This window comes from Hydrogenophaga sp. PAMC20947 (genome assembly GCF_004795855.1).
Lineage (GTDB): Bacteria > Pseudomonadota > Gammaproteobacteria > Burkholderiales > Burkholderiaceae_C > Hydrogenophaga.
Window position 1 is genome coordinate 2,737,882 of sequence record NZ_CP039252.1, and the last position, 26,998, is coordinate 2,764,879.

Below are 26,998 nucleotides of genomic sequence, written 5' to 3' on the forward strand. Positions count from 1 at the left end.
GACTCGGCGCATTCTTACAGGGTTCCCTGGCTCCCGGAAGGGTTGAGCCTCGCCACCCCAAGGCGCACAGGGTCACGCGGCACCAAGTTCACAGCTCTCCGTAGCTGTGCAAGCCCGAAAGAAACATGTTCACCCCCAGGAAGGCAAAGGTCGTGATCACCAGGCCTGTCAATGCCCACCAAGCCGCCACTGTTCCCCTGAGGCCCTTCATCAAACGCATGTGGAGCCAGGCAGCATAGTTGAGCCAGACGATGAGCGCCCAGGTTTCCTTGGGGTCCCAGCTCCAGTAGCCACCCCATGCTTCTGCTGCCCAGAACGCGCCCAGCACGGTGGCGATGGTGAAAAAAGCAAAGCCGACGGCGATGGCCTTGTACATCACATCGTCGAGCACTTCAAACGTAGGCAAGCGCTCGGCGATGCGGCGACGCCCAAACATGATGCCACCCACGATCAACAACGAAATACCGAAGTAAACAAACCAGTAGCTGCTGCCTTTTTCGGCTGCAGAGGTTCGGAAGACGATGGGCTCGAAACACAACACCAGTCCGAGGATCCACAGTGGCGCCAGCTTGTACCAGCGGCTCTCGGAGGCGCTCTGTTTGATCAGATAGGCAAAGGCCAGCATGGCCGCGATGGCAAACGTGCCATAGCCGATAAAGTTGGCAGGCACATGCAGTTTCATCCACCAACTTTGCAGCGCAGGCACCAGTGGCTGAATTTGATGCGCTTCGCGCACAACGGTGTACCAGAGCAAAAAGCCCACGGCAGCGCTCACCACCAGCATCACAAAGGCACCCATCGATCGGGTCTGATAGTGATCTTCGTAGTAGAGGTAGAACGTCGCCGTCAGCCAGCAAAACAACACGAACACTTCGTAGAGGTTGCTCACTGGAATGTGCCCGATGCCTACGCCAATCTGGTGACTCTCATACCAGCGCACCATCGTGCCCACCAGGGCCAGGGTCACGGCGGCCCAGGCGAGACGGGAGCCAATCCCTTCGAACGCACTCCCCGCCCGCGTCGCCATTCCGATCCAGTAAAACAGCGTGCTCATGAAAAACAGCACGCTCATCCAAAGAATGGCCGACTGGCTGGAGAGAAAGTATTTCAACAAAAAAACGTGGTCGGCGCGGGCGAGGTCAGCGGCACCTTCGGGCGTCTGGTAGAGCGATATTCCGATCAACGACAAAATCGTTACGCCCACCATCAGAAGGCGCAAGGGCCGCCAGAACCAGCCCAGCAAGATCACCGAGGGCACCGCCCCCATCAGAATGCCTTTTTCGTAGACATCCATCGACCCGCCATACAGCCCAAAGGCGGCCGCAGCCCCCACCACGACCAGGGCGGCAAACACCCAGTCCCACACGTTGCGGCTGGCGAAATAGCCGGGCGACAAGCGATCGCCCGACCGGCTACGCTTCAGTTCTATGGTTTGGGCGACGGTACTCATGGGGACACCTTCAGCAATTGGGTTTTCAACACATCAAACTCCTGGTCGGATTCCATGGTCTTGCGGTTGGACGACAAGGCCATGGTTGCGCTCGATCCCGATCCATCCGCAGTCGGTGTGAGCCAGACCCACACCCGACGCTCACGCACATACAGCATGGCAAACACGCCGAGGATCAGGAATCCACAGCCCAGATACACGATCGTCTGACCGGGCGCACGGGCCACTTGAAATACGCTCGCCTGGATATGGGTGAAGTCCTTCAATCCGAACGCCATCGGGGCGGGGTACAAGAACGCGTCACTCAGACCCATGACAGACAGGGTCATGAACCGTTGGGTGTCTTCTCCACGCTCCAACGGCGCCAGGCCCGCTTTTTCACGGCTGAGCTGCAACAACTCGAACAAAGTGCCATTGAGAATGCGCACCAGCACATCGCTCGCGCGCTCACGCTCGGCCTCTGGCACGTTGACCTCCAGGAAAGTCGACACAGCCTGCAGGCCACCTTTGATCGCGGGCTCACCCGCCGCAGGTTTCGGCAAGGCATCAGTTTCTGCTCCGGCGAACAAGCCCAGCGCACGCCCCGCAGAGCCTTTCAAGGCCTCAATCAACTCCGGGCGGTTGGCCTCGACTGCCACAGCGGCATAGCGACTGATCGCCTCAGCCCGCATGTCGGGATCGGCCAACGCCGCGCGCAGGCGAATAAAACCATCGAGGCTGTCTTGGTCATCGGCCGGGATGCGCAAGTACCGGAAAGGCTCTGAAGGGGTGTCGCGCATGCCCAGCAAGTACATGCGGGCACCATCAAGCTCCATCGGCAACATGTAGTTGTGGTACTCGACCGCCTGGCCAGCGGCGTCACGCAACTTGTAGCTGATGCTGGGCCCCACGTTAAGCAAAGTTTTTTCGGTGACGGTCTTGTGACCCGAGCCCAAGCGGCTTTCGATGGCGCTGCGCAAATCAACGCTGCGCACATCGGTGCCCGACTCCCGACCTGCAAAGTTCTCCACGTTGATCACGCGCAGAGCGGTGAATTCCAAGGTGAGTTTTTGGTCACCGTTGCTCAAAGGCGCGCTGCCACCGATCACACCCGAGATGTCGAAGGGACGAACCGCCCCATTGATAGGCAATGCTTGCAGCGTGACCTTGGAGCCACCATCGTCAAAGCTCGACTGGTAGATGTTGATGCCTTTGTAGCTCGCTGGGTGGTTCACTTCCACGCGTGTCGGAAACTGCTCACCGGTTTCGCGATCGTGGATGACGATGTCGCTGGCAAACAGGCGTGGCATACCCGTTTCGTAGTATTCCACGATGAATTTCTTCAGTTCAACAGAGAAGGGCAAATCCTGCAGCAATACCCCTGTGGGCTGGGCCAGGATGGCGGTGCTGGAGCTGGTACCTTCGGTCACCAGCAGGTTGCCCCTGAAGGTCGGATTCGTCGGTGACAAACGATGCTCGGCTGGAACATCGGCGATCAATCCGCCACCGGTGAAAGGGGTTTTCCCGTTGAACCACATTTCAGCCCGAACGACGAGATCGCCGTCCAGCAACCCACCGATACACACCAGCACAATGGCACTGTGGGCGGCCAGATACCCGATCTTGTTGGCCACGCCCTTCTTGGCCGCCACCATCCAGCCCAGGCCTGCAGAAGTCTCCCGCGATTGCAACTTCACCTTCCAGCCAGAGCCCAGCAATTGCTGCCCCATCCGGTTGGCGGCGGCCTCAGGTCCTTCGCTCAGGGTGTTTTCCGCCCGGTTTGGGAAGGATTTCAGGCTCTGCTCGCGAATATTCTCCTTGAACGCCTTGAAGTCGCTGAAGATTTTCGGGGTGTTGCGGGTGATGCACAGGCTGGTGCTGATCACCAGAAAAGCCAGGATCAGCAGAAACCACCATGCGCTGTAAACGGAAAAAAGGCCGGCGGCGCTGAATACGTCGGCCCAGAACGGACCAAACTGGTTCACGTAATTGTTGGCCGGCTCGTGTTGCTTGACCACCGTACCAATGACGGATGCGATGCAAATCACCGACAACAGGGAGATGGCGAATCGCATGGACGATAGCAACTCGACCAGCTGCTTGGCCAGGCGGGAGCCGGTCTGGAGTTGCCAGCCTTCAGTGGAAACGGTCATGGGGGCTTCAAAAAAACAAACAGGGCGGGTCTGGATAACCCAGAACACGCCCTGATGTGATGCTCACTTGGCTCAGCGGTTCAATGAATATCACCAAACCGTATTGTGCCGTCAAATATTAACGATGGCTTATATCCCCAGGCTGACCGGGGAGAAAGGCCATGACACTCAGCGCAGGCCTGCGATGTAGTCCGATACCGCTTTGATCTCACGATCGTTCATTTTGGCGGCAACCCCAGTCATCTGGACGCTGTTCTTGCGAACGCCCGAGCGAAATGCATTCAGCTGGTTGACGGTATAGGTGGCATGCTGGCCAGCCAGGCGGGGGTACTGCGCAGGAATACCGGCACCGTTGGGGCTGTGGCAGCCGGCGCAAGCGGCGACCTGGCGATCGGCTATGCCACCTCGGTAGATGCGCTCGCCCAGACGAACCAAGTCTTTGTCGGTGGCAAAGCCTTCTTTGGCTTTCTGATCGGCAAGCCAGAAGGCCATGTTGTTCATGTCCTCATCGGACAGACTCGAAGCAAAGCCCTTCATGATGGCGTTGTCGCGCTTGCCCGACTTGAATTCCATCAGCTGCTTGGCGAGGTATTCGGGATGCTGCGCGGCGAGCTTGGGGTTCTCGGGGGTGGTCGAGTTGCCGTCGGCGGCGTGGCAGGCCACACACACTTGGCCATACGAGGCAGAACCCTTGCCCAGATCGGGCTTGGCAGCTTCGGTCTTGGCCGTCTCAGCGTGGGCGCTGAAAGACAGGCTGGCAGCAGCGGCAATGGCGCAGAAAAGGGAGACGGGCAATTTCATGTCGGGGGCGGCGTCGGCGACGACGCATCGGTTTGGAGAAGAAACACGCGGTCTTCTGAAGACTCTTTCAGACCATTAACCAAACGATTTTACAATGGCCCACAGGAACCCCCAATGTCATCCCCCAAAAATACCGTCCCCGACCCCTCCGCTCAGCTCTCAGCAGCCCAGTCCGCGCCCTCTTTTGAGGCCGAAAGCGGAGGCGATGTGCCCCTTCAGCCTGAAATCAAGGCACTCCACGGCTGGTTGCATACAGCCCGCTTTCTCACCACCGCGCCCAAATTGGAGTTCTTGCCCGATCTCGATGTTCCAGAGGTCGCTTTTGTGGGGCGCTCCAATGCGGGCAAGTCGACGTGCATCAACACGATGACACAGCAAAAGCGGCTCGCGTATGCCTCCAAAACACCGGGGCGCACCCAAAGCATCAACCTGTTTTCACTGGGCAAACAGGGTGTAACCGACGCAGTGCTGGCCGATTTGCCGGGCTATGGCTATGCGGCTGTGCCACGCGAGGCCAAGCTGCGTTGGCAGCGCGTGATGGGCAACTATTTGCTCACCCGCAAAAACCTGAAGGCGGTGGTATTGCTCTGCGACCCTCGCCTGGGGCTGACCGAGCTGGACGAAATTTTGCTTGACGTCATTCGCCCGCGCGTGGCCGACGGATTGAATTTTTTGATTTTGCTCACCAAGTCCGACAAGCTCACCCGCGCTGAGGCCAACAAGGCCTTGTCGATCGCGCAGCTGCAAAGCGGCGGCGGCGAAGCGCGTTTGTTCTCGGCGCTCAAAAAGCAGGGGCTGGACGAGGTGGCACGCCTTTTGTGGGATTGGACGCATGGGGAATACGCGGCGCCCGCTCCCTCGGTGGTCTACGACGAAGAAGAGCCCCCTTCACTCGATTGAAGCCCCGCCTCAGACCTTGTAAAACGATTGTTCGCCGGTCGGCCGGGTCTTGAAGCGCTTGTGGACCCAGTAATACTGCTCGGGCATGGTGGCGATCATTTCTTCCAGGCGCTGGTTCATGAACGCCGTATCGGCAACAGGATCGCCTGTCGGGTAATCGGTCCAGGCCGGTAAAACGGTGACCTCGTAGCCATCTGGTGTGATCTTGCTGATGACGGGAACCACACGGGCCCGGCCCAGCTGCGCAAGGCGTGGCAAGGTGGGCACCGTGGCAGCCGGAACGCCAAAGAACGGCACAAATACCGAATCGTTTGGGCCGAGATCCATATCGGGCAAGAGGTACAAGGCCTCGCCTGATCGCAACGCCTGCACCAAGCTCCGCAAGCTTTCGTGTTTCTCGACGAGACGCACCGATCCGTATTTAAGGCGGCCGGCCCGCACCCATTGGTCTATGGCCACATTGCGTTGCCGGGCGTACAAACTGATGAAGCGGCGCGAAAACCCCAGCGAGAGCGCCGCGCCACCCGCGTCCAACCCCACGAAATGGGGCGCAAAAATGGCCACCGCGCCCTCGGCAGACAAGGCCTCCAGGTCGCCCGTCAGTTTGATGCGCGAGCGCACCCTGGCTTCATCTGCTCCCCATATCCAGCCGCGGTCAAGCCAGGATTGTGCGAATACCACAAAATGCCTGCGCACCGCCCCACGGCACTCGGCCGCTGTCTGCTCGGGAAAACACAGCGCCCAGTTGGTCTGGGCAATGCGCCGGCGTTTGCCGGCGAGCAGGTGCAGCAGTTGCCCCACAAACCAACCGAGGCCACGCACCCAGGACAAAGGCAGCAGGGCCAGTGCGTGCATGGTGCTGACCGCCAGGCGGCCGGTCCAGTTGGTTCGCGCACGGGGCACAGCGGGTTTTTCAGGTGTCGTCGGCATGCAAATCGGGTGGGACGGGTCGGTCGATCAGGCTGCGGGCAGTGCCAGCGTCGGTTGCGGCCAGTCCATGGGGTGTCTTGTAGCGGTCGTAGGACCAGATGTACTGGGCCGGGCATTCTCTCACCAAGGCCTCCATGGCCTGGTTGATCTGGGTCGCAGCGATCAAGGGATCGCGGCTCAGGCCACCCTCAACGGGGCAAGGGCGCACATGAACCAGGTACCCTCGCCCCCAGGACAGGCGCTCACCCCAGATCAGGACCAGCTGCACACCTGCCGTTTGGGCCAGCCGTGCTGACAGCGTCATGGTGTAGGCCTCGCGGCCGAAGAATGGCGCCCACACCCCTTGGCCCGCCGGCGGGACCTGATCGGGCAACAGGCCGACCGCCTGCTGGCTTTTGAGCGCCTTGATGAGCTGCTTGACGCCTGCCAGGGTGGTGGGTGCGGTGAACAGATGGGGGCGCTCGCGGGCCGTTGCCACCAGATCCCGAAGTGCTGGCTGCCGAGAAGGGCGAAACAACACGGTGATGGGCATGCGCTCGCCAAAGCGCTGCGCCAGGGCCTGTGCCGTGATTTCAAAGCAGCCCAGATGCGGTGTCAGGAACAACACGCCTGAGCCATGCGTCAAAGCGGACTCCACGACCGACGCCCCTTCCCAGCCCATCCTCATGGGCTTGCCCAGCCACAGGCGAGGGGTTTCGGCCACCATCTTGCCGGACTCACCGACCGAAACCAGCGCGGTGCGCAGGGACAACCCAGCCTGGCGCGCATTGGCCAGCAACCGACGCCGGTAACGGCCCGACAAGACAAAACTGGCCCAGCCCATCAGCCAGCCACCCGCGTGCAACACCGGCAAGGGCAGGACGGACAGGAGGCGAAAAATCAGCTGAATAAAGACAGTCACGGCAAGTAAAAAGCAAAGGACTCAAGGCACGGGGCGGCACCCCGACAGACAGATAATCGACAGGCTGAGCGAGTCGATGTTCTAAAATACCGACATCGCCGAGTTACTGAACTAATTGCGGGGCGATTCATAAATTCCGCTAAAGCGTTCGCCGAACTCCGACAGGCCGGCAACGCCGAACAACCTACTTGGAGTTTATCTACATGGCGAACGATTTTCTTTTTACATCCGAATCCGTCTCTGAAGGCCACCCCGACAAGGTGTCTGACCAGATTTCCGATGCGATCCTGGATGCGATTTTCAAACAAGACCCCCTGAGCCGTGTGGCTGCCGAAACGCTGTGCAACACCGGGCTGGTCGTTTTGGCGGGTGAAATCACCACCAACGCCCATGTCGACTACATTCAGGTCGCTCGCGACACGATCAAGCGAATCGGCTACGACGACACCACCTACGGGATCGACTACAAGGGCTGCGCTGTCATGGTCTGCTACGACAAGCAGAGCAATGACATCGCCCAAGGGGTGGATCATGCGTCGGACGACCACCTCAACACCGGGGCTGGCGATCAAGGCCTGATGTTTGGCTACGCGTGCGATGAGACGCCCGAGCTCATGCCCGCGCCCATTTACTACGCCCACCGCCTGGTGGAACGCCAGGCGCAGTTGCGCAAAGACGGCCGCCTGCCTTTCCTGCGCCCCGACGCCAAGAGCCAGGTGACGATGCGTTATGTGGACGGCAAGCCCCACAGCATCGACACCGTGGTGCTGTCGACGCAGCACACGCCCGACCAGTCGGAAACGGCGACCAAGATGAAGGCCTCGTTCAACGAAGCCATCATTGAAGAATTGATCAAGCCGGTGCTGCCCAAAGAGTGGCTGCAAAACACCCGCTACCTGATCAACCCCACCGGCCGATTTGTCGTTGGTGGCCCCCAGGGGGATTGCGGCCTGACGGGACGCAAGATCATTGTGGACACCTACGGCGGCGCCTGCCCTCACGGCGGCGGAGCCTTCAGCGGAAAAGACCCCAGCAAGGTGGACCGGTCAGCTGCATACGCAGCTCGCTATGTGGCGAAAAACGTGGTCGCCGCAGGGCTGGCCCGCCAGTGTCAAGTGCAAGTGGCCTATGCCATCGGCGTGGCCCAGCCCATGAACATCACGGTCTACACCGAAGGCACTGGCGTGATTCCGGATGAAAAAATCGCAGCGCTGGTCAATGAACACTTCGACCTTCGTCCCAAGGGCATCATCCAGATGCTGGATCTGCTGCGCCCCATCTACGAAAAGACAGCGGCCTATGGTCACTTCGGGCGCGAAGAACCCGAATTCACCTGGGAGCGCACCGACAAGGCAGCGGTGCTGCGAGCGGCTGCCGGTCTGAAGTAAGACAAGCGCCTCGTCTGGTGGACATGCCGGCAGCGTTGCCGCTTTAGCGACGGTTGTTCAGCACCCAAATAGGCGAGCTAAACAGGTGTGCATGCGCTCACTTTCAAAAAATGCCCCTGTGCAAATGCGCTGGGGCATTTTTTTTCCCCCTCGTCGATCAGGCGGCCCACATGAGCACATCCCCAAAACAATCCTGAATTTTTGGCCCAGGCGTCCGATAAGAAATGCACAGACCTTCCCAATCTGCCTGCAACGACCTGGAGTCCGACCGATCATGGAACACAACGCCTGCCCAGAAGCCAGCCCGGCCACAAGCCAGGAACTCGACCGCCTGGTGGCCATGCGCACCCAAGACCTGCAATCCCAGCTAAAACTGGCCCAACAACGCTTTGACCACGCACCTTGCGGGCATCTGACCATGGATGCAGACCTCAAGCTGATCGACATCAACCAGACGCTGCTCGACTGGTTGGGCTACGACCGTGAAACACTCATGAGCACCATGGACGTGGACGCCTTAACGAGCCTGATCTCGCACGGCGGGATGCAGCCGTCGTTGAGGGATTTGCTCGGATCGGAAGACCTGGCGTCGATAGAGATCGATTTGCTTCACAGCGATGGCTATCGATGGCCCGCCTTGCTGTGGTCGACAGCGGTCCGAGATTCCAACGGAAAGCTTTTGCGCTGCAACGCATCCGTTGTACCTCTCACGGAGCAGCCAGACCGCCCGAAAGAAACGCAGAGAGATGACGGGCTGCTTCAGAGCTTCACCGACCACCTGACAACACGCCTAGCCTATTACGACAAGGATTTGATTTGCCGATTCTCGAATGCCGCACACGCTGAGCGATACGGAAGGCGTTCCGGCGAACTCATTGGCACGCATCTGAGCGACGTTGTATTGCCGGAACTGATGCCCGAGATCTTGCCCCACGTGGCAGAGACACTAAGTGGGAAGCTCCAAGTGTTTGAGACCCAGCGTGAGAACAAGGACGGGAGTTGCAGCGCATTTGAAATCCGCTACATCCCGGACTTTCAAGGCGACTCGGTCGAGGGCATCTTCATCGAAGTGCGAGACGTCACCGAACACCGCCGCACCGAAGAGTTTGTTCTGGAGGCCAACCGCGATCTGGAAGAACGGGTTCGTGAACGCAGCGCCGAGCTCTTTCAGAGTGAGCAGCGGTACCGGCTGATGGTGGACGCCATCCAGGACCACTGCATCTACTTTGTAGACGAAGGTGGTGCGGTGACCGAATGGACCGAAAGCGCACAGCGCCTGCATGGCCACACCCGCCTGCAGATGCTGGGGCGCCCCTACCAAAACCTGTTGGCCACGGGCAACGCCGGGGAAGACGAGGTCGATCCCGCCCAAGTGCTTCGCCTGGCCAAGACCCACGGTCAATGGGAAACACGCGGTTGGCGCCTGCGCGACGATGGCTCGCGCTTTTGGGCACACACGGTGTTGACGGCCTTGCGCAATGAAACCGGTGAGTTGCAAGGCCTGTCGGCCATCACACGCGACATGACGGCGGCGAAGAGCCTGGAGGACGTCATGAACGACCTCAACAAAGAGCTGGAAAAGCGGGTGGCCGAGCGCACGCAGCAGCTGGTTGCCGCCAACAAAGATCTGGACGTGTTTTCGCACATGGTGTCTCACGACCTCCGCGCGCCTTTGCGCCACATTTCCAGCTTTGTGAGCCTGCTCCAGGAGCAACTCGGGGAGACTTCCGACCGGCTCACCCTGCAGTACCTGAGTTCCACCGCCAAAGCCAGCAAGCGCATGAGCCACATGATCGAGGGCTTGCTGGAATACGCACGCCTGGGCCGGGTCAGCATCGAAACCCAGCCCGTGCCGCTGGCCCCCTTGCTGGATGGCGTCATCGCACACTTGAAGGTGGAAAATCCCGACCGTGCCATCGAATGGGTCATCGAAGAAGACCTGCCTGTGGTACGGGGCGACGCCATGCTGCTGGCACAGGCTTGGGGCAACCTGCTCAGCAACTCAGTCAAATACACCCGAACCCGCGAACAGGCTCGCATCGAGGTGGGCTGGAAAGTCAATCCGGTGGGCGGGCGGACCTTCTTCGTGCATGACAACGGTGTCGGATTTGATCTGGAAAAAGCGCACAACCTGTTTGTCATGTTCCAGCGTCAACACCACTCCATGGACTTCGAGGGCACTGGCACCGGACTCGCGCTGTCCCAGCGCATCATTGAGCGCCACAGCGGACGCATCTGGGCCGAGACCTCGCCTGGAGAAGGCTGCACCTTCTTTTTCACCTTGCCTTTTGAAGGGCTGGAACCCGAGCTGGACTTCCCGCTTTCGTCCATGGCAGAGCTTTCGCTGTAAATCCCTTCGGCGCATGAACACGGCGATCACAAAACGGTCCAGATAGAAGGCCAGAGCGAGGCGATTTGCATGCCCATTTCGCTGTTGCGTTAGAGTCAAGCGCCGGACCCCTTTTTTAGAGGGTAAGACCGCGCGTCAGCTGCGCCTGCATGGGGTCCGGACGGGCCCAAAGCCCATGAATTCGACCGACCGCCCTGCCCCACCTCATCCTCTTTTTTCCTTGAAGAACCAGGTGGCTCTGGTCACGGGTGCCTCGCGAGGACTGGGGTTCGAAATGGCGCGTGCGCTGGCCAACCATGGCGCACAAGTATGGCTGGGTGGACGGGATCTCGACGCCCTGCAGGCCGCCGCAGAATGCATCCAGGAACACTGCCGGGTCCACGGGGGCTCTGTGCACCCTCTGCCGGTGGACCTCACCGACCCCGGGCTCAGCAGCGCAGCTTTGGAAACCCTGCTCAAACAAAGCGGTCGCCTGGACATCCTGATCAACAACGCAGGGCAACGGCGCCGGGAGCCGCTTGAGCAACTGCCCTCGGCCGCATTGCGCGAGCTGCTGGAAACCAACCTGATTGCCGCCTGGCACCTGTGCCGGGAAGCGGCTCGGCCCATGCGGGCGCAAGGAAGTGGCTGCATCATCAACATCACATCCATCGCCGGCCCCATCGCACGAGCCGGAGACGCTGCCTACACCACCAGCAAGGGCGCGCTCGACGCCATGACCCGCGCGCTCGCTGCCGAGTTGGGTCCAGATGGCATCCGTGTCAACGCCATAGCGCCCGGCTTCTTCAGCACCGAAGCGAATGCCAACATGGTGTCCGATCCTCAAATCCAGTCCTGGCTGGACAAACGCACCTCGTTGGGGCGCTGGGGCCAACCGCACGAAGTGGCCGGCGCCGCCGTCTTTCTGGCCAGCGGCGCAGCCACCTACATCACCGGGCAGACGCTCACGATCGATGGGGGCTTCCTGTCCCACTTCTGAGCGATGCAGACATTTTTGGCCAGTTTGGCCCTGATCCGGCCGCGCCAGAACACCCAAAATGCCATGAATTGCACCCATGGCTCTTGAAAACCCCTTGGGTCGCCCTTATCATTAGCACTCGTTGGTGATGAGTGCTAACACCCTTCACCACTTCGATCTGCAGACGGCGACGCAAACTTCTTTGGATGCGGCGCCCTGTTGTTTGACCTTGTTTTTTTTACTGTTCTATCTCAGGAGATCCCATGAACCTTCGTCCTCTCGCCGACCGCGTGATCGTCAAGCGTATTGACAGCGAAACCAAGACCGCCTCTGGCATCTTTATCCCTGACGCAGCCGCTGAAAAACCAGACCAGGGCGAAGTCCTGGCCGTGGGCCCAGGCAAGAAAAACGACAAAGGCGACTTGTTGCCCATGAACGTCAAGGTCGGTGACCGCGTTTTGTTCGGCAAGTACAGCGGCCAAACGGTCAAAGTGGCCGGTGATGAGCTGTTGGTCATGAAAGAAGACGACCTGTTCGCAGTCGTTGAAGGCAAGTAATTTGCTGAACTGGCGAGTTGGAGCGCAAAGCGCCCAACTGCCTTGTTTGGTAATTTTTTAAATATCTGGAGAAATACACATGGCAGCAAAAGACGTAGTTTTCGGCGGCGAAGCCCGCGCACGCATGGTTGAAGGCGTGAACATTTTGGCCAATGCGGTCAAAGTGACCCTGGGCCCCAAAGGTCGCAACGTGGTGCTCGAGCGCTCGTTCGGCGCTCCTACCGTGACCAAGGACGGTGTGTCCGTGGCCAAGGAAATCGAACTCAAGGACAAGCTCCAGAACATGGGCGCCCAGATGGTCAAGGAAGTCGCTTCCAAGACTTCTGACATCGCTGGCGACGGCACCACCACCGCCACCGTCCTGGCCCAGGCCATCGTGCGCGAGGGCATGAAGTACGTGGCCGCCGGCATGAACCCGATGGACCTGAAGCGCGGCATCGACAAGGCTGTCACCGTGCTGGTCGAAGAGCTGAAGAAGGCTTCCAAGGCCACCACCACCTCCAAGGAAATCGCTCAAGTCGGCTCCATCTCGGCCAACTCTGACGAAACCATCGGCAAAATCATTGCCGATGCCATGGACAAGGTCGGCAAGGAAGGCGTGATCACCGTCGAAGACGGCAAGTCGCTGGAATCCGAACTCGACGTCGTCGAAGGCATGCAGTTCGACCGCGGCTACCTCAGCCCATACTTCATCAACAACCCCGAGAAGCAATCCGCCATCTTGGAAAACCCCTTCGTGCTGTTGTACGACAAAAAGGTTTCCAACATCCGTGATCTGCTGCCCGTACTGGAGCAGGTCGCCAAAGCTGGCCGCCCTCTGTTGATCATTGCTGAAGATGTCGATGGCGAAGCCCTGGCAACGTTGGTGGTCAACACCATCCGTGGCATCTTGAAGGTTGTGGCTGTGAAGGCTCCTGGCTTCGGCGACCGCCGCAAAGCCATGCTGGAAGACATCGCCATCCTGACCGGCGGCAAAGTGATCGCTGAAGAAGTGGGCCTGACCCTGGAAAAAGTGACCCTGGCCGACCTCGGCTCTGCCAAGACCATCGAAGTGGGCAAAGAAAACACCATCATCATCGACGGTGCTGGCGCCGCTGCTGACATCGAAGCCCGCGTGAAGCAGGTTCGTGTTCAGATCGAAGAAGCCACCAGCGACTACGACCGTGAGAAGCTGCAAGAGCGCGTGGCCAAGCTGGCCGGCGGTGTTGCCGTGATCAAGGTTGGCGCTGCCACCGAAGTCGAGATGAAGGAAAAGAAAGCCCGCGTTGAAGACGCCCTGCACGCTACCCGCGCTGCTGTGGAAGAAGGCATTGTTGCTGGTGGTGGCGTGGCCTTGCTGCGCGCTCGCCAGACGGCTGGCGTCATCAAAGGCGACAACGCTGACCAAGACGCCGGTATCAAGCTGGTGTTGAAGGCCATCGAAGCGCCTCTGCGCGAAATCGTGGCCAACGCCGGTGGCGAGCCATCGGTGGTGGTCAACGCCATCCTGGCTGGCAAAGGCAACCACGGCTTCAACGCCTCCAACGACACCTACGGCGACATGATCGAAATGGGTATCCTGGACCCAACGAAAGTGACCCGTACCGCGCTGCAAAACGCCGCTTCGGTGTCCAGCCTGATGCTGACGACCGAGTGCATGGTGGCCGAGTCTCCAAAAGACGACTCGCCTTCCATGGGCGGCGGTGATATGGGCGGCATGGGCGGCATGGGCGGCATGGGCATGTAATTGCGCCTTGCCTGAGACGCCATGCCGGCGTTGCAGGGGTTTGCCGTGGCGGTGCCACTGTCTGCTCCCTTGCACCTTGGCTTGGCGCCTCATGCTGCGGCGGAATGCCTTCAGGTGTTCCGACCGAAACCAAAGAAAAAGCCCCGCGAGTAAGCTCGCGGGGCTTTTTCTTTGGGCGTTCGACATTTGGTCAACATCGCTCATGGTTTGAACGCGCGCCTTTTCGCAGCTCGCCATCAACACAGTCTCAGCAACCCTTCTATCGCATTTTTTGACAACGGCCGCCTGATCAATATCGGCCTTGCTTGGTGGGGAACACTCTAAGATCTCGCTGCACAAGGCCGTATCCCTTTTTGCACCACCTCAACCAAATGCACCAAACTCAAACTCCATGGAATTCGACACCGATCAAGCAGCGGACGACCCATTAAAGGAAGTTGCCTTGCCCTCGTCCGGGCTCAGGGAAAAAGCAGGAACACGCCCAATAGGTGGCGCAACTGGGCGCAGCAAGGCCTTCGTGCTGGCTTCTGTTTGCGCTTGGGCGAGCTGCCTCTTCGAGTGCCCCCAGCGTGGATGCTGTGCGCTTTCGCGCTGTATTGCGCCATCGATCTGGGGACCAGCCGACTGGCGTACCCCGGCGAGGCCGTGTTTTCTTTGTGGGGCTGGTTGTACGACTGGGCCGGTGTCGGCATCTGGCTGCTGGCACTGGGTTGGTGGTTTGCCCTGGGGGCCTCACACAAGCAACACCCCACTCCGGTGGCAGCATGGCTGACCCTTTCTTGGGTCGCGGTCATTCCCATGCAACTGGTGGGCGGGGCAATCACCCTGTGGGCCATGTCCGGCCACTACCCTGCGGCGTTGAACAGCGAAGAGGGTCGCTGGATGGTCTACGGCGCACTGGTCTCTTGGTCGGCGCTGACCAACTGGCGGATCGCTCAAGCGCTCATGAAACACCAAGGGCTGAAGGCCGCATTGGTGATCTCTGCTGTGGCCATCGGCATTCTGAGTTCTTTTTGGTTGCGCAGCTCGGCCTGGGAAGCCCAACACGCATCCAACCCCAACAAGCCCATCCTGGAGCTCAGCCAGGCGGTGTTTGAGGGCCAGCAAGCCCTGTTCCAATCCCAGACCGATGCTGTTTTGCCTTCGGATGGAGACACCCCCCAAGTCTACGCACTGATCTATGCACCCTATGAACAAGATGTGTTCTTGCGCGAGAGCAAGATGGTGGGTGGCGTATTGGCCTCGCGCTTTGGCACCGAGGGCCGAACCCTCACACTGGTCAACCACCCTCAAGCCACGAAGACCCAGCCTTGGGCAACGCCCGCCAACCTTGAGCGGGCGGTGACTGCCCTCGCGGACAAGATGAATCGGGACCGCGATGTGCTGGTGATGTACCTCACCTCACACGGGGGAAAAGACCACCGCCTGGCTTCCAGTCACTGGCCATTGAGCGTGCCCGAACTCACCGCGGAGGCGGTTCGGAAAATGCTCGACAAGGCCGGCATTCTTTACCGTGTGGTGGGCGTATCGGCTTGTTATTCGGGTGGCTGGATCGATCCCTTGAAGGAAGCGCACACCTTGGTGATGACCGCTGCCGACAAAGACCACACCTCTTACGGCTGCGGGGCTTTGTCTGAGCTCACGTTCTTTGGCCGCGCCATGTTCGATGAAGCCTTGCGCAGCACACGCTCATTTGAACAAGCCTTTTCCGACGCCGTTCCGCGCATTCGGCAGCGTGAAACCGACGCGGGCAAGGACGACGGCTTCTCCAACCCACAAATCGCTGTGGGCGCGGCCTTTCGAGCCCACTGGGCCACCCAGGTGCAGGGGGCGCTGGACAAGGCACCTGCAGGAGCGCAGAAAACGGTGGGTGCAAGGGTGGTCAACCCTTCGAATTGAGGGGCTCGAGGTACCTGCCGGTCTTCGCACGACACATCTCAAAGAAAAACGGCACCCATCGGGTGCCGTTTGATCCTCATCCCGCAACAAACCAGGGTCAGCCCATCATGCCTTCGAGCTTGATGGTGTCCGCCACGAAAGCCCTAATGCCTTCTGCCAGCTTTTCGGTAGCCATGGCATCTTCGTTCATGGCGAACCGGAAACTGGCTTCGTCGTGGGTGACAACCGGAATGTCCATGGCTTTGGCCGCGGTCGCATCCAGCGCCGGTGGCAAAGGTGCCTCGGTGCCAGCCAGCTTGCCCAGCAGGTCAGGGCTGATGGTCAGGAGATCACAGCCGGCGAGCGCCGTGATCTGGCCCACATTGCGGAAACTCGCGCCCATCACTTCGGTGGCGATACCGTGCTTCTTGTAGAAGTTGTAGATCGAACGCACCGACTGCACGCCCGGGTCGTTGGCTTCGGCCATGGCGGCCTCGTCCCATGAGGCACCTGCGGTTTTCTTGTACCAGTCGTAAATGCGCCCCACAAACGGCGAGATCAACTGCACCTTGGCCTGACCACAGGCCACGGCCTGGGCGAACGAAAACAGCAAAGTCAAATTGGTGTGGATGCCATCGCGCTCCAATTGGGCTGCTGCCTGAATGCCCTCCCAGGTAGAGGCCATCTTGATCAAAACGCGGTCAACATGTACGCCCTCGCCCTGGTACAGCTCGATGATGCGACGGGCGCGGATCACCGTGGCTTCGGCGTCAAAGCTCAAACGCGCGTCCACTTCGGTGGAAACACGGCCCGGTATGTGCTTCAAGATTTCACAACCGAAACGCACCAGCAAACGGTTCATGATCTCGTCCTTACCCTCGGCGCCGTATTTGGCCACGGCCTCCTGCAACAAGGGCGCGTATTCCGGCTTTTGCACGGCTTTCAAGATCAGCGACGGATTGGTCGTTGCATCCTGCGGCGCATAGGCCGCAAGTTGATTGAAATCGCCGGTATCGGCCACCACCGTGGTGAGTTGTTTGAGTGCGTCTAACTGGTTCATGGCTTCGATTGTCCTCTATCAGGGTTACTTCGATATCACTGCCTACTGTAACTGAGTTACCATCTTTCGCATGTTAGACCGTATCAAAGCCTCCCTGCCCTCGCTGGCCCCCGCCGAACAGCGTGTGGGCAAATTGGTCCTGCTGGATCCCCGCAGCTTCGCCAATTTGCCGGTGTCAGAGCTGGCTGAGCGCTCCCACGTCAGCAAGCCCACCGTGGTGCGGTTTTGTCGCAGCATGGGCTACGACGGCCTGTCCGATTTCAAACTCAAACTGGCCGGTACGGTGAGCGAAGGCGTGCCTTTCATCCACCGCAGTGTGGACGCTGACGACAAAGTGGGCGATGTGCTGGTCAAGGTGATCGACAACACCGTGGCCGCTTTTCTGAAGTACCGCAACGACGCATCGAGCCATGCGATCGAAAAGGCGGTTGATGCGCTGATGAAGACGTATCAAAACCGTGGGCGCATCGAGTTTTACGGGGCCGGCAATTCGGGCATCGTGGCCCAGGATGCGCAACACAAATTCTTCCGCCTGGGTATCAATGCCATCGCGTACAGCGACGGCCACATGCAGGTGATGAGCGCCTCCTTGCTGGGTCCGGGAGACTGCCTGGTCATCGTATCCAACTCAGGGCGCACCCGCGATCTGATGGACGCTGCCGACATTGCGCGCAAACATGGCGCCACCGTGATCGTCATCACCGCCAGCGGATCGCCCCTGGCTACGGCCGGCCACATCCACCTCTCCGCTGACCACCCCGAAGGCTACGACCGTTACAGCCCGATGACGTCGCGGCTCATGCATTTGATGGTGATCGACGTCGTGGCCACTTGCCTGGCGTTGCGCATTGGTGGTACCAAGCTGCAGCCTCTGCTCAAAGAGATGAAAAACAACTTGCGGAGCAAGCGATATGCGTAACCGTGCGCGCTGCGCACAGGCAACGCATCCCCTGCGCCGCTTGGCGTCTTCCCCCCAATGGGACGGCGCCTGTGGCCCGGCTGAGCCGGTTCCCCGGCATCCCTGAACCAGACACGCGCTCGGGCACCGGACGCACCCAAACTAGAGGGGAAGTCCGCACAGCGCGCCAGCGGACATTCGGGGAGGGGCGTACGCGTTGTCCGTGCCATAGCCCATATGCCTACTATCAAATGCGCCCTTCCTCCACGGCGTGACACGCCACGCGAACCCCTTCGATGCTTTGCAACACGGGCCGCTCGTTGCGGCAACGGTCGTTGGCATGGGGGCACCGGGGATTGAAGGCGCAGCCTGTTGGGGGGTCCAGCGGGTTGGGCACCTCGCCGGAGACGGGTAAACGTGCCCTCCCGGTGTCGTGCATCTTGGGAATTGCGTCCAGCAACATGCGGGTGTAAGGGTGGCGCGGGTGATCAAAGAGTGCGTGTTTGGGCGCGACTTCCACCAAGCGCCCAAGGTACATCACCCCCACGTGGTCGCTCACATGCCGCACCACCGCCAGGTTGTGGCTGATGAACAGGTAGGTGAGCCCACGCTCGCGCTGCAAGTCCTTCATAAGGTTCAGCACCTGCGCCTGCACACTCACATCGAGCGCCGAGGTCGGCTCGTCACACACCAAAAACTCGGGCTCCGTGGCCAGTGCGCGTGCGATGGAAATGCGCTGGCGCTGCCCGCCGGAGAATTGGTGTGGAAATTTCTTGCGGTCCTGCGGTGACAAGCCCACCGAACTCAACAGGGTTTCCACCCGCTGGTGAAGGGCCTGCGCTTCTGTCTCTATGCCGTGTTCGAGCAAGGGCTCTGCGACGATGTCTTCGACAGTCCAGCGTGGATTCAGACTCGCAAAAGGATCCTGAAAAATCATCTGGATGCGGCTGCGCAACTCGCGCCCGGCCGGTGTCTTGAATGCCGCATGCGCATCCTGCCCATCAAACGTCAGGCCTCCACGCGTCGGGTTGTACAAACCCACCAACAAGCGAGCGACCGTGCTCTTGCCGCAACCGGATTCACCGACCAACGCCAGCGTCTGCCCGCGCTCAATATCAAAGGAAACGCCATCGACCGCATGCAGCCACTGCCGTGGCCGCCGTTCCAGCACGCGGTTCAACCAAGGGGTTGAGACGTCAAACGACTTGGCCAGATCGTGGGCACGCACCAGCGGTTCCTGCACCACAGCGGCCTGATGTGAAAAGCTTTGCATCGAATCGTTCACGGCATCTGGCTCCCTCATGCGGAGACCTCCGGTTCGGCATGCAACCAGCAGGCAGCGCGTGTTGCGCCCGCCTGCATGAGCTCGGGCCGCTGGCGATGGCAGCGATCCAGGGTGTGCTCACAGCGTGGGTTGAAGGCGCAGCCCGGAGGAATCGCGTGCAACCTGGGCATGGCGCCATCAATCTGGTGCAAGTGTTCACGGTCTTCGCTCATATCAGGAATGCAGGCCATCAGACCTCGGGTGTACGGATGGGCGGGGTGGTTGATGACCTCATGAACAGGGCCCATCTCGGCCATGCGTCCGGCGTACATCACGGCAACACGATCACAAGTCTCCGCGATCACGCCCATGTCGTGTGTGATCAGCATCACCGCCGCACCACGATCACGGCAGATGCTCTTGAGCAGATCGATGATTTGCGCCTGTACAGACACATCCAGCGCAGTCGTGGGCTCATCGGCCACGATGAGCTGGGGCTCCGCAGCCAGAGCCAGAGCGATCACCACCCGTTGGCGCATGCCCCCTGAAAACTGATGCGGAAAATGCGCCATGCGCTGCTCCGGCGCAGGTATTCCGGTGTCGCCTAACAATTGAATGGCACGCTGGCGGGCCTCACTTCTGGACAGGGGAAGATGGGTGGTGATGGTCTCCACCAACTGCCGTCCAATCGAATACAACGGATTGAGCGAGGTCAGTGGGTCCTGAAAAATCGCACCAATCCTGCGCCCCCGGATGGCACGCATGGCGGCGGGTGGCAAATTGTCAATGCGTTGGCCTTGCAGCAGGATCTGGCCCGACGCAATGCGCCCAGGGGGTTCCAGCAATCCCACAATGGACGCACCCGTGAGCGACTTGCCAGCGCCGGACTCGCCCACCACGCCCAGGATCTCTCCCGGCGCAATCGAAAACGACAACCCGTCCAGGGCGCGCAGATTGCCACGCCGGTGGGGGAACTCGACCACCAAATCTTTGACTTCCAGCAAACTCATGAATGAGTACCTCCCCAATGCTCGAACGGATGCCCAAAAACCACGTGCACCCCCGACGGCACCGGCACACGGCGAGACGACTGTGTGACAACCGCCATGGCTACCTCAAACGCGGATTCAGCGCGTCCCGCAACCAGTCGCCCAACAGATTCACGCTCAATGCGATCAGCACCAGCATCAGCCCCGGAAAGACCGTGATCCACCACTCACCTGAAAATAGATAGTCGTTGCCCACCCGAATCAGGGTGCCCAGCGAAGGCGCCGTCGGTGGGGCACCGACCCCCAGGAAAGACAGCGTTGCTTCGGTGATGATGGCTGTGGCCACCTGGATCGTCGCCAAAACCATGACAGGGCCCAACACGTTGGGCAACACATGCTTGCGCATGATTCGCAGCGGCGTCACTCCCGTCACACGAGCCGCCTGCACATACTCTTTGCTGCGCTCCACCAGGGTCGACCCGCGAACGGTTCGCGCGTATTGAACCCAGCCCGTGAGCGAGATCGACAGAATGAGCACGCCAAAGGCAACCGAGTCTTGAGCCCCCGGAAACATTGCGCGGCCCACGCCCGCGATCAACAAGGCCACCAGGATCGCGGGGAACGACAGCATCACGTCACACAGCCGCATCAGGAAGGCATCGACCCACCCCCCCAGGAACCCGGACAGCAAGCCAAAAGCCACCCCCACGACCACCGACAGAAACACCGACGCCAGGCCCACCGCCAGCGAAATGCGGGCCCCATACATCACCGCCGAGAGAATGTCCCGCCCCTGGTCATCGGTGCCCAATAAAAACGCACGCTGCCCGCCCTCGCTCCAGGCCGGCGGAAGCCGAGCATTGGACAACTCCAGGGTTGCGAGGTCAAACGGGTTGTGCGGTGCGATCCAGGGGGCCAGCAAGGCTCCCGACAGGCAAACCAGCGCAATCAGTGCGGCCACGATGGCGGCCGGTGATGACGAGAAACTGTGGCCCACATCACTGTCGGCCCAACGTCTGAAAGTGGAGATCAAGAGAAGACTCTAAGTGGGATAAAACAAGGGCGGGTGGCGATGAGGCAACCCCCAACGCCACCCGCCCGACTGCACCCTGAGGTGTTTACTTCACCCGCATGTAGCGGAACGGCATGATGTTGTCCGCGAGCTGCACCAGCTCCACGTTGTTGGAAACGCCCCAAGCCAGCGCCTGCTGGTGGAGCGGCAAATGCCCGATGTCGTCGGCATGCATGGCAAAAGCCTCTTTGATCAGGGCGTTGCGCTTGCCCTTGTCGGTTTCCGACTGGATTTTTGCAGTCAGCTCGTCCAGCTTGGGATTGCAATACGCGCCCAGATTGAACTGGCCTGCCCCCTTGTCATCGACGCAATGCAGCAAGGCATTGAGCACGTTGTGGGCGTCGTAGGTGCTTGGTGTCCAGCCCAGCAGGTAAAAGCTGGTATCGCGCTTGAGCACCTTGGGGAAATAGGTGCCCTTGGTTTCTGCCTGCAAGTTGACCTTGACACCGATGCGCGCAAGATTGGCCGCCACGGCCTGGCAGATGTTGCTGTCGTTTACGTAGCGGTCGTTCGGGCAGTTCATGCCCACTTCAAACCCATTGGGGTAACCCGCTTCCACCAGCAGTTTTTTGGCTGCCTCGGTGTCGTAGGGCAGTCGTTTGTTCATGCCCTCATCAAACCCGTTGATGCCCGGCCCCACCATCAGGGCGGTCGGGCGTGAAGCGCCACGCATCACCGTCTTCTGGATGCCGTTGATATCGATCGCCTGATAAAACGCCTGGCGCACCCGCTTGTCTTTGAAAGGGTTCTTCCCTTTGACGTTGGAGTACAGCAGTTCGTCACGCTTCTGGTCCATGCCCAGAAAGATGGTGCGCAACTCAGGGCCCTGCAAGACCCGCGCCTTGCCACCCGAGGCGATGCGGGCCACGTCTTGCAACGGCACCGGCTCGATCACGTCCACCTGCCCCGACAGCAACGCGGCCACCCGGGTGGCATCGTTGCCAATCGGCGTGTACTCCACGTTCACCACATTGCCCTCGATCTTGCCCCAGTAGTTGCCATTGCGGACAAACGTGGTCTTGACGTTGGGCTGGCGCTCGCGCAAGCGGTAAGGGCCTGTGCCGTTGGCTTTGAACGAAGCCGCATTTTCGATACCTTTGCGGCGGTCCACTGGCCGCGTGGCCTGGTTCTTCTCAGACCAGTCCTTGCTCATGATGTAGAACAGCGTGAACACCTCGGGCAGGATCGGAAACGGCGCTTTGGTCTCGAATTCGACTGTGTGGCTGTCGACTTTTCGGACTTCCTTGATGTCGTTGGTGTACGACTTCATGTCCGAACCTTCACCCGAGCCCCGCGCAAAGCTGAACACCACATCATCGGCCGTGAAGGGTGTGCCATCGTGAAACAACACACCTTTGCGCAACTCGAAGCGCCACACGTTGGGCGACATCTGTTTCCAGCTGGTCGCCAAACCGGGCGTGAGGGCGAGATTCTTGTCCCGAGCCACAAGGGGCTCATAGACATTGCCTGTCACGCTGAGCTGTGTGGTCTCGTTCAGTGAGTGTGGATCCATCGACAGCGCATCACCCTGGTTGCCAATGCGCACTGTCTGCGCCTGTACCAGACCCGCCGACAAAAATGCCGCCGATACCAGCGCAGCGCCTAGCGTGGGTTTGAACATCATGAATCGCTCCTTCAAAACAGGGGTTACACAAATAGAATCTGCAGGCTGCTGGCCTCACGCCAGCTCAATCAAAGGCAGCCCATGCTCAACAAGGCCGGCGTGCAAAGCCGAGCCCAGGGGCAGAACCTCATCATTAAAATCGTACCGGCTGTTGTGCAGCGCGCAGCTCCCGATACCGTTTTCCGAGCGCTGTCCCAACCGAAGGTAGGCACCGGGCTTGGTCTGCAGCATGAACGAAAAATCTTCCGCGCCCATGCTGGGATCCATGGCTCGGTCCACATTTTCGACACCCACCAGCTGCTCAGCCACATCGGCCGCAAATCCGGCTTCGAGTGGGCTGTTGAGTGTGGCCGGATAGATGCGCTCGTATGTCAGATGGGCGGTAGCGCCCATGCCCAGGGCCACACCTGAACAAACTTCATTCAAGCGCCGTTCAACCATGGTTTGCACTTCAGGATTGAAGGTGCGCACGGTCCCGACCAAAGTCGCTGTGCCCGGGATCGCACTGAAGGCCCCCAGGTCCCCTGCCCGCATCGCACACAAGCTGATCACCGCGCTGTCCACCGCCCTGACATTGCGGGAAACAATGCTTTGAACAGCCGTGATGATGTGAGCCGCTACCAGCACCGGGTCCACCGTGTTGTAAGGGTGCGCACCGTGGCCACCTCTGCCCGTGATTTCGATCGTGATGCGGTCGGCAGCCGCCATCATGGGACCCGGGTTCACGCCCACGCACCCCGACTGCATGGACGGCCAGTTGTGCATGGCAAAGACAGATTGCACAGGAAAACGGTCAAACAGGCCATCCTCGATCATGGCCTTGGCGCCAGCAAAACCTTCCTCACCGGGTTGAAAGATCAGCACGGCTGAGCCGTTGAACCGGCGCGTCTCGGACAGATAGCGCGCCGCTCCGATGAGCATGGCGGTGTGCCCATCGTGTCCGCAGGCGTGCATCATGCCTTGCTTGGCCGATTTCCAGGTCACCTCGTTGTGCTCGATGATGGGCAATGCGTCCATGTCGGCGCGCAAACCCACCATATGACCGCTCTGCCGCTGCCGGCCATGGATCACAGCCACCACGCCGGTGCGCCCGATACCGGTGTGGACCTCGTCGACGCCACAAACCTTCAATGCTTCGACCACACGTCCCGCCGTGTAATGCTCTTCAAAACCTATCTCCGGATGGGCATGCAAATCCCGGCGCAGGGCAATGAGCTCAGGGTGGAATGCCGCAATGTGCGCGAACGCACGTCCATGGGCCTTGATGCGGGCAGGTATCAACATCGAATCAGCCCCCTTCAATGGCCCGCAACGCGCTCGATGCGCAGCCGGGGATCCACCACAAAGTACAACAAGTCCACCACCAGATTGATCACCACGAAAATCAAGGCGATCAGGCACAAATAGGCGGCCATGATGGGAATGTCGGCGAAAGTTACCGCTTGCAAAAAGAGCAACCCCATGCCCGGCCACTGAAAAACGGTTTCGGTGATGATGGCAAACGCAATCAATCCACCCAACTGCAGACCCGTGATCGTCATCACAGGAACCAGCGTGTTTTTTAAGGCATGACCAAAATGGATGGCCCGATCACTCAGGCCGCGGGCCCTGGCGAATTTGATGTAGTCGGTACGCAAGACCTCGAGCATCTCGGCCCGCACCAGTCGCATGATAAGGGTGAGCTGAAAGATTGCTAGCGTGACGGCCGGCAAGGTGATGTGGAGCCAACCGTTGGCGGTCAACAAACTGGTGGTCCAACCACCCAGCGCGACGACATCGCCTCGTCCGAAACTCGGAAACCAGCCAAGGTTCACCGAGAAGACCAGGATCAGCAGGATGCCAATGAGGAAGGTCGGCAATGACACGCCCAGCAAGGAAACCGTCATGAAGAGCTGACTGAGCCAGTGCCCCCGTTTCAAGGCGGCATAGACCCCCATCGGGATCCCCACCACCAAGGACAACACACCGGCGACCAGGGCCAGCTCAAGTGTGGCCGGCAACCGCTCGGCGATCAGGCGCGACACCTTGGCGCCCTGACGAAGGCTCAGACCAAACTCGCCTTGCACCGCATTGACCAAGAAATGCCAGAACTGCACAAACACCGGCTGATCCAGGCCAAGATCCGACCGCAGTTGGCGAATCTGGTCGGGTGTCGCATCCTGACCCAGCAGGAACACCACCGGATCACCGACGTACTGAAACAGCACGAAAGCGATCAATGCCACGCTGATCATGACGATGGCGGCCTGCGCCAGTCGTTGAAAGATGAAAGCAATCATCGGCGTGAAAAAAAATGGTGGCCGGGCAAAACGGGCACTCGGCCAAACTCAAAATGAATGACTGCTGAATGCACACGTTCAGTGTACCTGCGCGATGCCGCTTGAGCAGGCAGGGTTTGCGAGTGCTGACAGTTGCGAGCGCCAGTCCGAGCACAGGCTGCACCTCCGCAGGCCCTCGGCCCGCAAACAGCGCAGACGGCACCGGCAAGCGACGTGAAGCAAGCCACATCAAAGGCGCCGCTCATCCTTTGGAGGGATGCGCGCAGATCAATCATCGACTAAAGTAATTCCAAAGTTCTCTCATGCGAAAAACAAGGGAACAGGCTTGCAGATGGCTTCGGCTGCAAGCACTGAGGAGAACGGCACGCAGTTCAGTTAAACGAAAGGAGACGGCAGCATGTCCATCGTCAAACACATAATCGTCGCGTTCGGCGCGCTGCTGGTCAGTGCGGCCATGGCAGCTGTTGACGTGAATACTGCCAGTGAAAATGATCTTGAAAGCATCAAAGGCATAGGCCCGAGCACCGCGACCAAGATGATGGCCGCACGCAAACAATCGCCGTTCAAAGACTGGTCTGACCTCATTCAACGCCTCAGCGGCATCGGCGAAAGGCGAGCGGCCAAACTCTCAGCCGGGGGGTTGACGGTCAATGGGGCGCCCTACAAAGCAGGCACGGGTTCTGGCACCGATACCGCTTCGGTTGCAAGCCAATCCAAGGCACCTCAACGCAACCTCCCCATCGCCATGGCACCCCGCTACTGAACCCGGAAGGACGTGGAAAGCAGGGCTTCAATGCAGCACAACAACACCGCATCGGTCGCCGCATAAAACGAAAAAACCGCCTGGATACCAGGCGGTTTTTTCTTGTATCAGATCACAACGGCCCAAGGGCCGCAGTCATCAGAACGTGTGGCGCAGGCCCAGGGCGAAACGCGACTCAACACCACCGAAGCTGCTAACAGCTGCGTCGTTGTCTTTGCGGAAGCCGGTGTACACGTTGGTACGCTTGGACAAAGCGTAGTTCACGCCCACAGCGAAGCTGTTGCCATTGTCGCCAACGTCAGGACGCACTTGCGTGAAGCCGGTGGACAACACCAGAGCGCCACCCAGGGGAACGTCAACGCCGACGGTGATGTCTTGAGCCACGTCTTTCACGTCACCGAAGCCAGCCAGGATCTTGGCTGCGCCCAGATCATAGGAAGCGTTCAGGCGGGTGAACTTGACGGTATCGGCAGAAGAGGTTGCCTCTTGCTGGTGGCCCAAGGCCACATAGACTGGGCCGCCTTCGTAGGCAACGTTGAACGAGGTCACGCGCAGGTCGTCAGCGCTAGCATCCTTGAAGGAGGTAGCAAAAGCACCGCTGAAGCCACCAAAGCTAGGCGACGAGTAGTACACGCCGCTGTTGGGGTTGGAGGTGTAGTTCTGGTAAGAAGGAGCGATGCCCATAGGCGACAGCAGCGAGTCAAACACAGGGTCGGTTGCGCCGGCGACGTCGTCATAAGCCGTCCAGGTCTTGCCCAGCTTGACCACACCGAAAGCACCGCTCACGCCCACGTTGGCTTGGCGGGTAAAGCCAGAAGCTGCGCCGGTGGTCAGGTTAACGCCTTGTTCGAAGTTGAAGTTGGCTTTCAAGCCACCACCCAGGTCTTCCGAACCCTTGAGGCCCCAACGGCTGGTGCTCATGCCGCCGGATTTCATGTAAGCGCTTTCGCCTTTGTCTTTAACGACAGCGACATCAGCGATGCCGTAAAGGGTCACGCTGGATTGGGCCATGGCGGCGCCGGAGACGGCCAGAACGGCCAGAGCAATCAGTGTCTTCTTCATCATGATGAGGTTTCCT

22 protein-coding genes are annotated in these 26,998 nt (G+C 59.8%); 9 read left to right on the forward strand and 13 right to left on the reverse strand.

Going from position 1 to position 26,998, the window contains the following annotated elements; genetic code table 11:
* Positions 1–88: 88 nt before the first annotated feature.
* The 3 genes from ccsB to E5678_RS12375 all read right to left on the reverse strand — a co-directional run bounded on the left by ccsB (position 89) and on the right by E5678_RS12375 (position 4,383).
* Complete coding sequence (ccsB, locus tag E5678_RS12365; RefSeq protein WP_136178806.1) at positions 89–1,450, reverse strand: c-type cytochrome biogenesis protein CcsB; 1,362 nt, start codon at positions 1,448–1,450, stop codon at positions 89–91.
* Positions 1,447–3,582, reverse strand: a complete 2,136-nt coding sequence (locus E5678_RS12370) for a cytochrome c biogenesis protein ResB (RefSeq protein ID WP_136178807.1) — start codon at positions 3,580–3,582, stop codon at positions 1,447–1,449. The genes ccsB and E5678_RS12370 overlap by 4 nt, the downstream gene beginning before the upstream one ends.
* Positions 3,583–3,750: 168 nt before the next feature.
* Positions 3,751–4,383 carry a c-type cytochrome gene (locus tag E5678_RS12375; protein ID WP_136178808.1) on the reverse strand — a complete coding sequence of 211 codons (633 nt, stop codon included), beginning with the start codon at positions 4,381–4,383 and terminating at the stop codon, positions 3,751–3,753.
* Positions 4,384–4,497: 114 nt separating this feature from the next.
* On the opposite strand from E5678_RS12375, the gene yihA reads away from it, so the two are divergent.
* A complete protein-coding gene (gene yihA, locus E5678_RS12380) occupies positions 4,498–5,283 on the forward strand; it encodes a ribosome biogenesis GTP-binding protein YihA/YsxC (protein ID WP_136178809.1) in 786 nt (261 codons plus the stop codon).
* A 9-nt stretch (positions 5,284–5,292) separates the two neighbouring features.
* Here yihA and E5678_RS12385 read toward each other — a convergent pair whose 3' ends face one another.
* Together E5678_RS12385 and E5678_RS12390 are read right to left on the reverse strand one after the other, a co-directional pair.
* Complete coding sequence (locus E5678_RS12385) at positions 5,293–6,213, reverse strand: lipid A biosynthesis acyltransferase (RefSeq protein WP_136178810.1); 921 nt, start codon at positions 6,211–6,213, stop codon at positions 5,293–5,295.
* The gene (locus E5678_RS12390; protein ID WP_247596763.1) at positions 6,197–7,114 is read right to left on the reverse strand and encodes a lysophospholipid acyltransferase family protein; all 918 of its coding nucleotides are present in this window, start codon (positions 7,112–7,114) and stop codon (positions 6,197–6,199) included. The genes E5678_RS12385 and E5678_RS12390 overlap by 17 nt, the downstream gene beginning before the upstream one ends.
* A gap of 203 nt (positions 7,115–7,317) precedes the next feature.
* On the opposite strand from E5678_RS12390, the gene metK reads away from it, so the two are divergent.
* The 6 genes from metK (at position 7,318) to E5678_RS12420 (ending at position 15,992) form a co-directional block, all read left to right on the forward strand.
* On the forward strand, positions 7,318–8,502 hold the full coding sequence (gene metK, locus E5678_RS12395) for a methionine adenosyltransferase (protein WP_136178811.1): 1,185 nt from the start codon (positions 7,318–7,320) through the stop codon (positions 8,500–8,502).
* A gap of 274 nt (positions 8,503–8,776) precedes the next feature.
* Positions 8,777–10,852, forward strand: coding sequence for a PAS domain-containing sensor histidine kinase (locus tag E5678_RS12400; RefSeq protein WP_168708552.1), 2,076 nt, complete (start codon positions 8,777–8,779; stop codon positions 10,850–10,852).
* A gap of 175 nt (positions 10,853–11,027) precedes the next feature.
* Positions 11,028–11,831 carry an SDR family oxidoreductase gene (locus E5678_RS12405; protein ID WP_136178813.1) on the forward strand — a complete coding sequence of 268 codons (804 nt, stop codon included), beginning with the start codon at positions 11,028–11,030 and terminating at the stop codon, positions 11,829–11,831.
* Positions 11,832–12,073: 242 nt separating this feature from the next.
* Positions 12,074–12,367: a co-chaperone GroES gene (locus E5678_RS12410; protein WP_066091498.1), complete on the forward strand. Its 294-nt coding sequence runs from the start codon at positions 12,074–12,076 to the stop codon at positions 12,365–12,367.
* 79 nt (positions 12,368–12,446) lie between these two features.
* On the forward strand, positions 12,447–14,093 hold the full coding sequence (gene groL / locus E5678_RS12415; protein ID WP_136178814.1) for a chaperonin GroEL: 1,647 nt from the start codon (positions 12,447–12,449) through the stop codon (positions 14,091–14,093).
* 573 nt (positions 14,094–14,666) lie between these two features.
* The gene (locus tag E5678_RS12420; RefSeq protein ID WP_136178815.1) at positions 14,667–15,992 is read left to right on the forward strand and encodes a C13 family peptidase; all 1,326 of its coding nucleotides are present in this window, start codon (positions 14,667–14,669) and stop codon (positions 15,990–15,992) included.
* A gap of 97 nt (positions 15,993–16,089) precedes the next feature.
* Here E5678_RS12420 and tal read toward each other — a convergent pair whose 3' ends face one another.
* Positions 16,090–17,031 carry a transaldolase gene (tal, locus tag E5678_RS12425; protein ID WP_136178816.1) on the reverse strand — a complete coding sequence of 314 codons (942 nt, stop codon included), beginning with the start codon at positions 17,029–17,031 and terminating at the stop codon, positions 16,090–16,092.
* Between the two features lie 70 nt (positions 17,032–17,101).
* Between tal and E5678_RS12430 the strand changes: the two genes are divergently transcribed.
* The gene (locus tag E5678_RS12430; RefSeq protein ID WP_136178817.1) at positions 17,102–17,950 is read left to right on the forward strand and encodes an SIS domain-containing protein; all 849 of its coding nucleotides are present in this window, start codon (positions 17,102–17,104) and stop codon (positions 17,948–17,950) included.
* Between the two features lie 226 nt (positions 17,951–18,176).
* Here E5678_RS12430 and E5678_RS12435 read toward each other — a convergent pair whose 3' ends face one another.
* The 6 genes from E5678_RS12435 to E5678_RS12460 all read right to left on the reverse strand — a co-directional run bounded on the left by E5678_RS12435 (position 18,177) and on the right by E5678_RS12460 (position 25,157).
* A complete protein-coding gene (locus tag E5678_RS12435) occupies positions 18,177–19,202 on the reverse strand; it encodes a dipeptide ABC transporter ATP-binding protein (protein WP_136180759.1) in 1,026 nt (341 codons plus the stop codon).
* Between the two features lie 26 nt (positions 19,203–19,228).
* Complete coding sequence (locus E5678_RS12440; RefSeq protein WP_136178818.1) at positions 19,229–20,203, reverse strand: ABC transporter ATP-binding protein; 975 nt, start codon at positions 20,201–20,203, stop codon at positions 19,229–19,231.
* A 100-nt stretch (positions 20,204–20,303) separates the two neighbouring features.
* Complete coding sequence (locus tag E5678_RS12445) at positions 20,304–21,215, reverse strand: ABC transporter permease (RefSeq protein WP_136178819.1); 912 nt, start codon at positions 21,213–21,215, stop codon at positions 20,304–20,306.
* An 85-nt stretch (positions 21,216–21,300) separates the two neighbouring features.
* On the reverse strand, positions 21,301–22,878 hold the full coding sequence (locus tag E5678_RS12450) for an ABC transporter substrate-binding protein (protein ID WP_136178820.1): 1,578 nt from the start codon (positions 22,876–22,878) through the stop codon (positions 21,301–21,303).
* 54 nt (positions 22,879–22,932) lie between these two features.
* Positions 22,933–24,159: a M20 aminoacylase family protein gene (locus E5678_RS12455; RefSeq protein WP_136180760.1), complete on the reverse strand. Its 1,227-nt coding sequence runs from the start codon at positions 24,157–24,159 to the stop codon at positions 22,933–22,935.
* Positions 24,160–24,176: 17 nt separating this feature from the next.
* A complete protein-coding gene (locus E5678_RS12460; protein ID WP_136178821.1) occupies positions 24,177–25,157 on the reverse strand; it encodes an ABC transporter permease in 981 nt (326 codons plus the stop codon).
* A 397-nt stretch (positions 25,158–25,554) separates the two neighbouring features.
* Here E5678_RS12460 and E5678_RS12465 point away from each other — a divergent pair, with 397 nt between their 5' ends.
* Positions 25,555–25,920, forward strand: coding sequence for a helix-hairpin-helix domain-containing protein (locus E5678_RS12465; RefSeq protein WP_136178822.1), 366 nt, complete (start codon positions 25,555–25,557; stop codon positions 25,918–25,920).
* A 138-nt stretch (positions 25,921–26,058) separates the two neighbouring features.
* On the opposite strand, the gene E5678_RS12470 is transcribed toward E5678_RS12465, so the two are convergent.
* Entirely contained in the window at positions 26,059–26,985 is a 927-nt protein-coding gene (locus E5678_RS12470) for a porin (RefSeq protein ID WP_136178823.1), read from the reverse strand.
* Between the last annotated feature and the right edge of the window lie 13 nt (positions 26,986–26,998).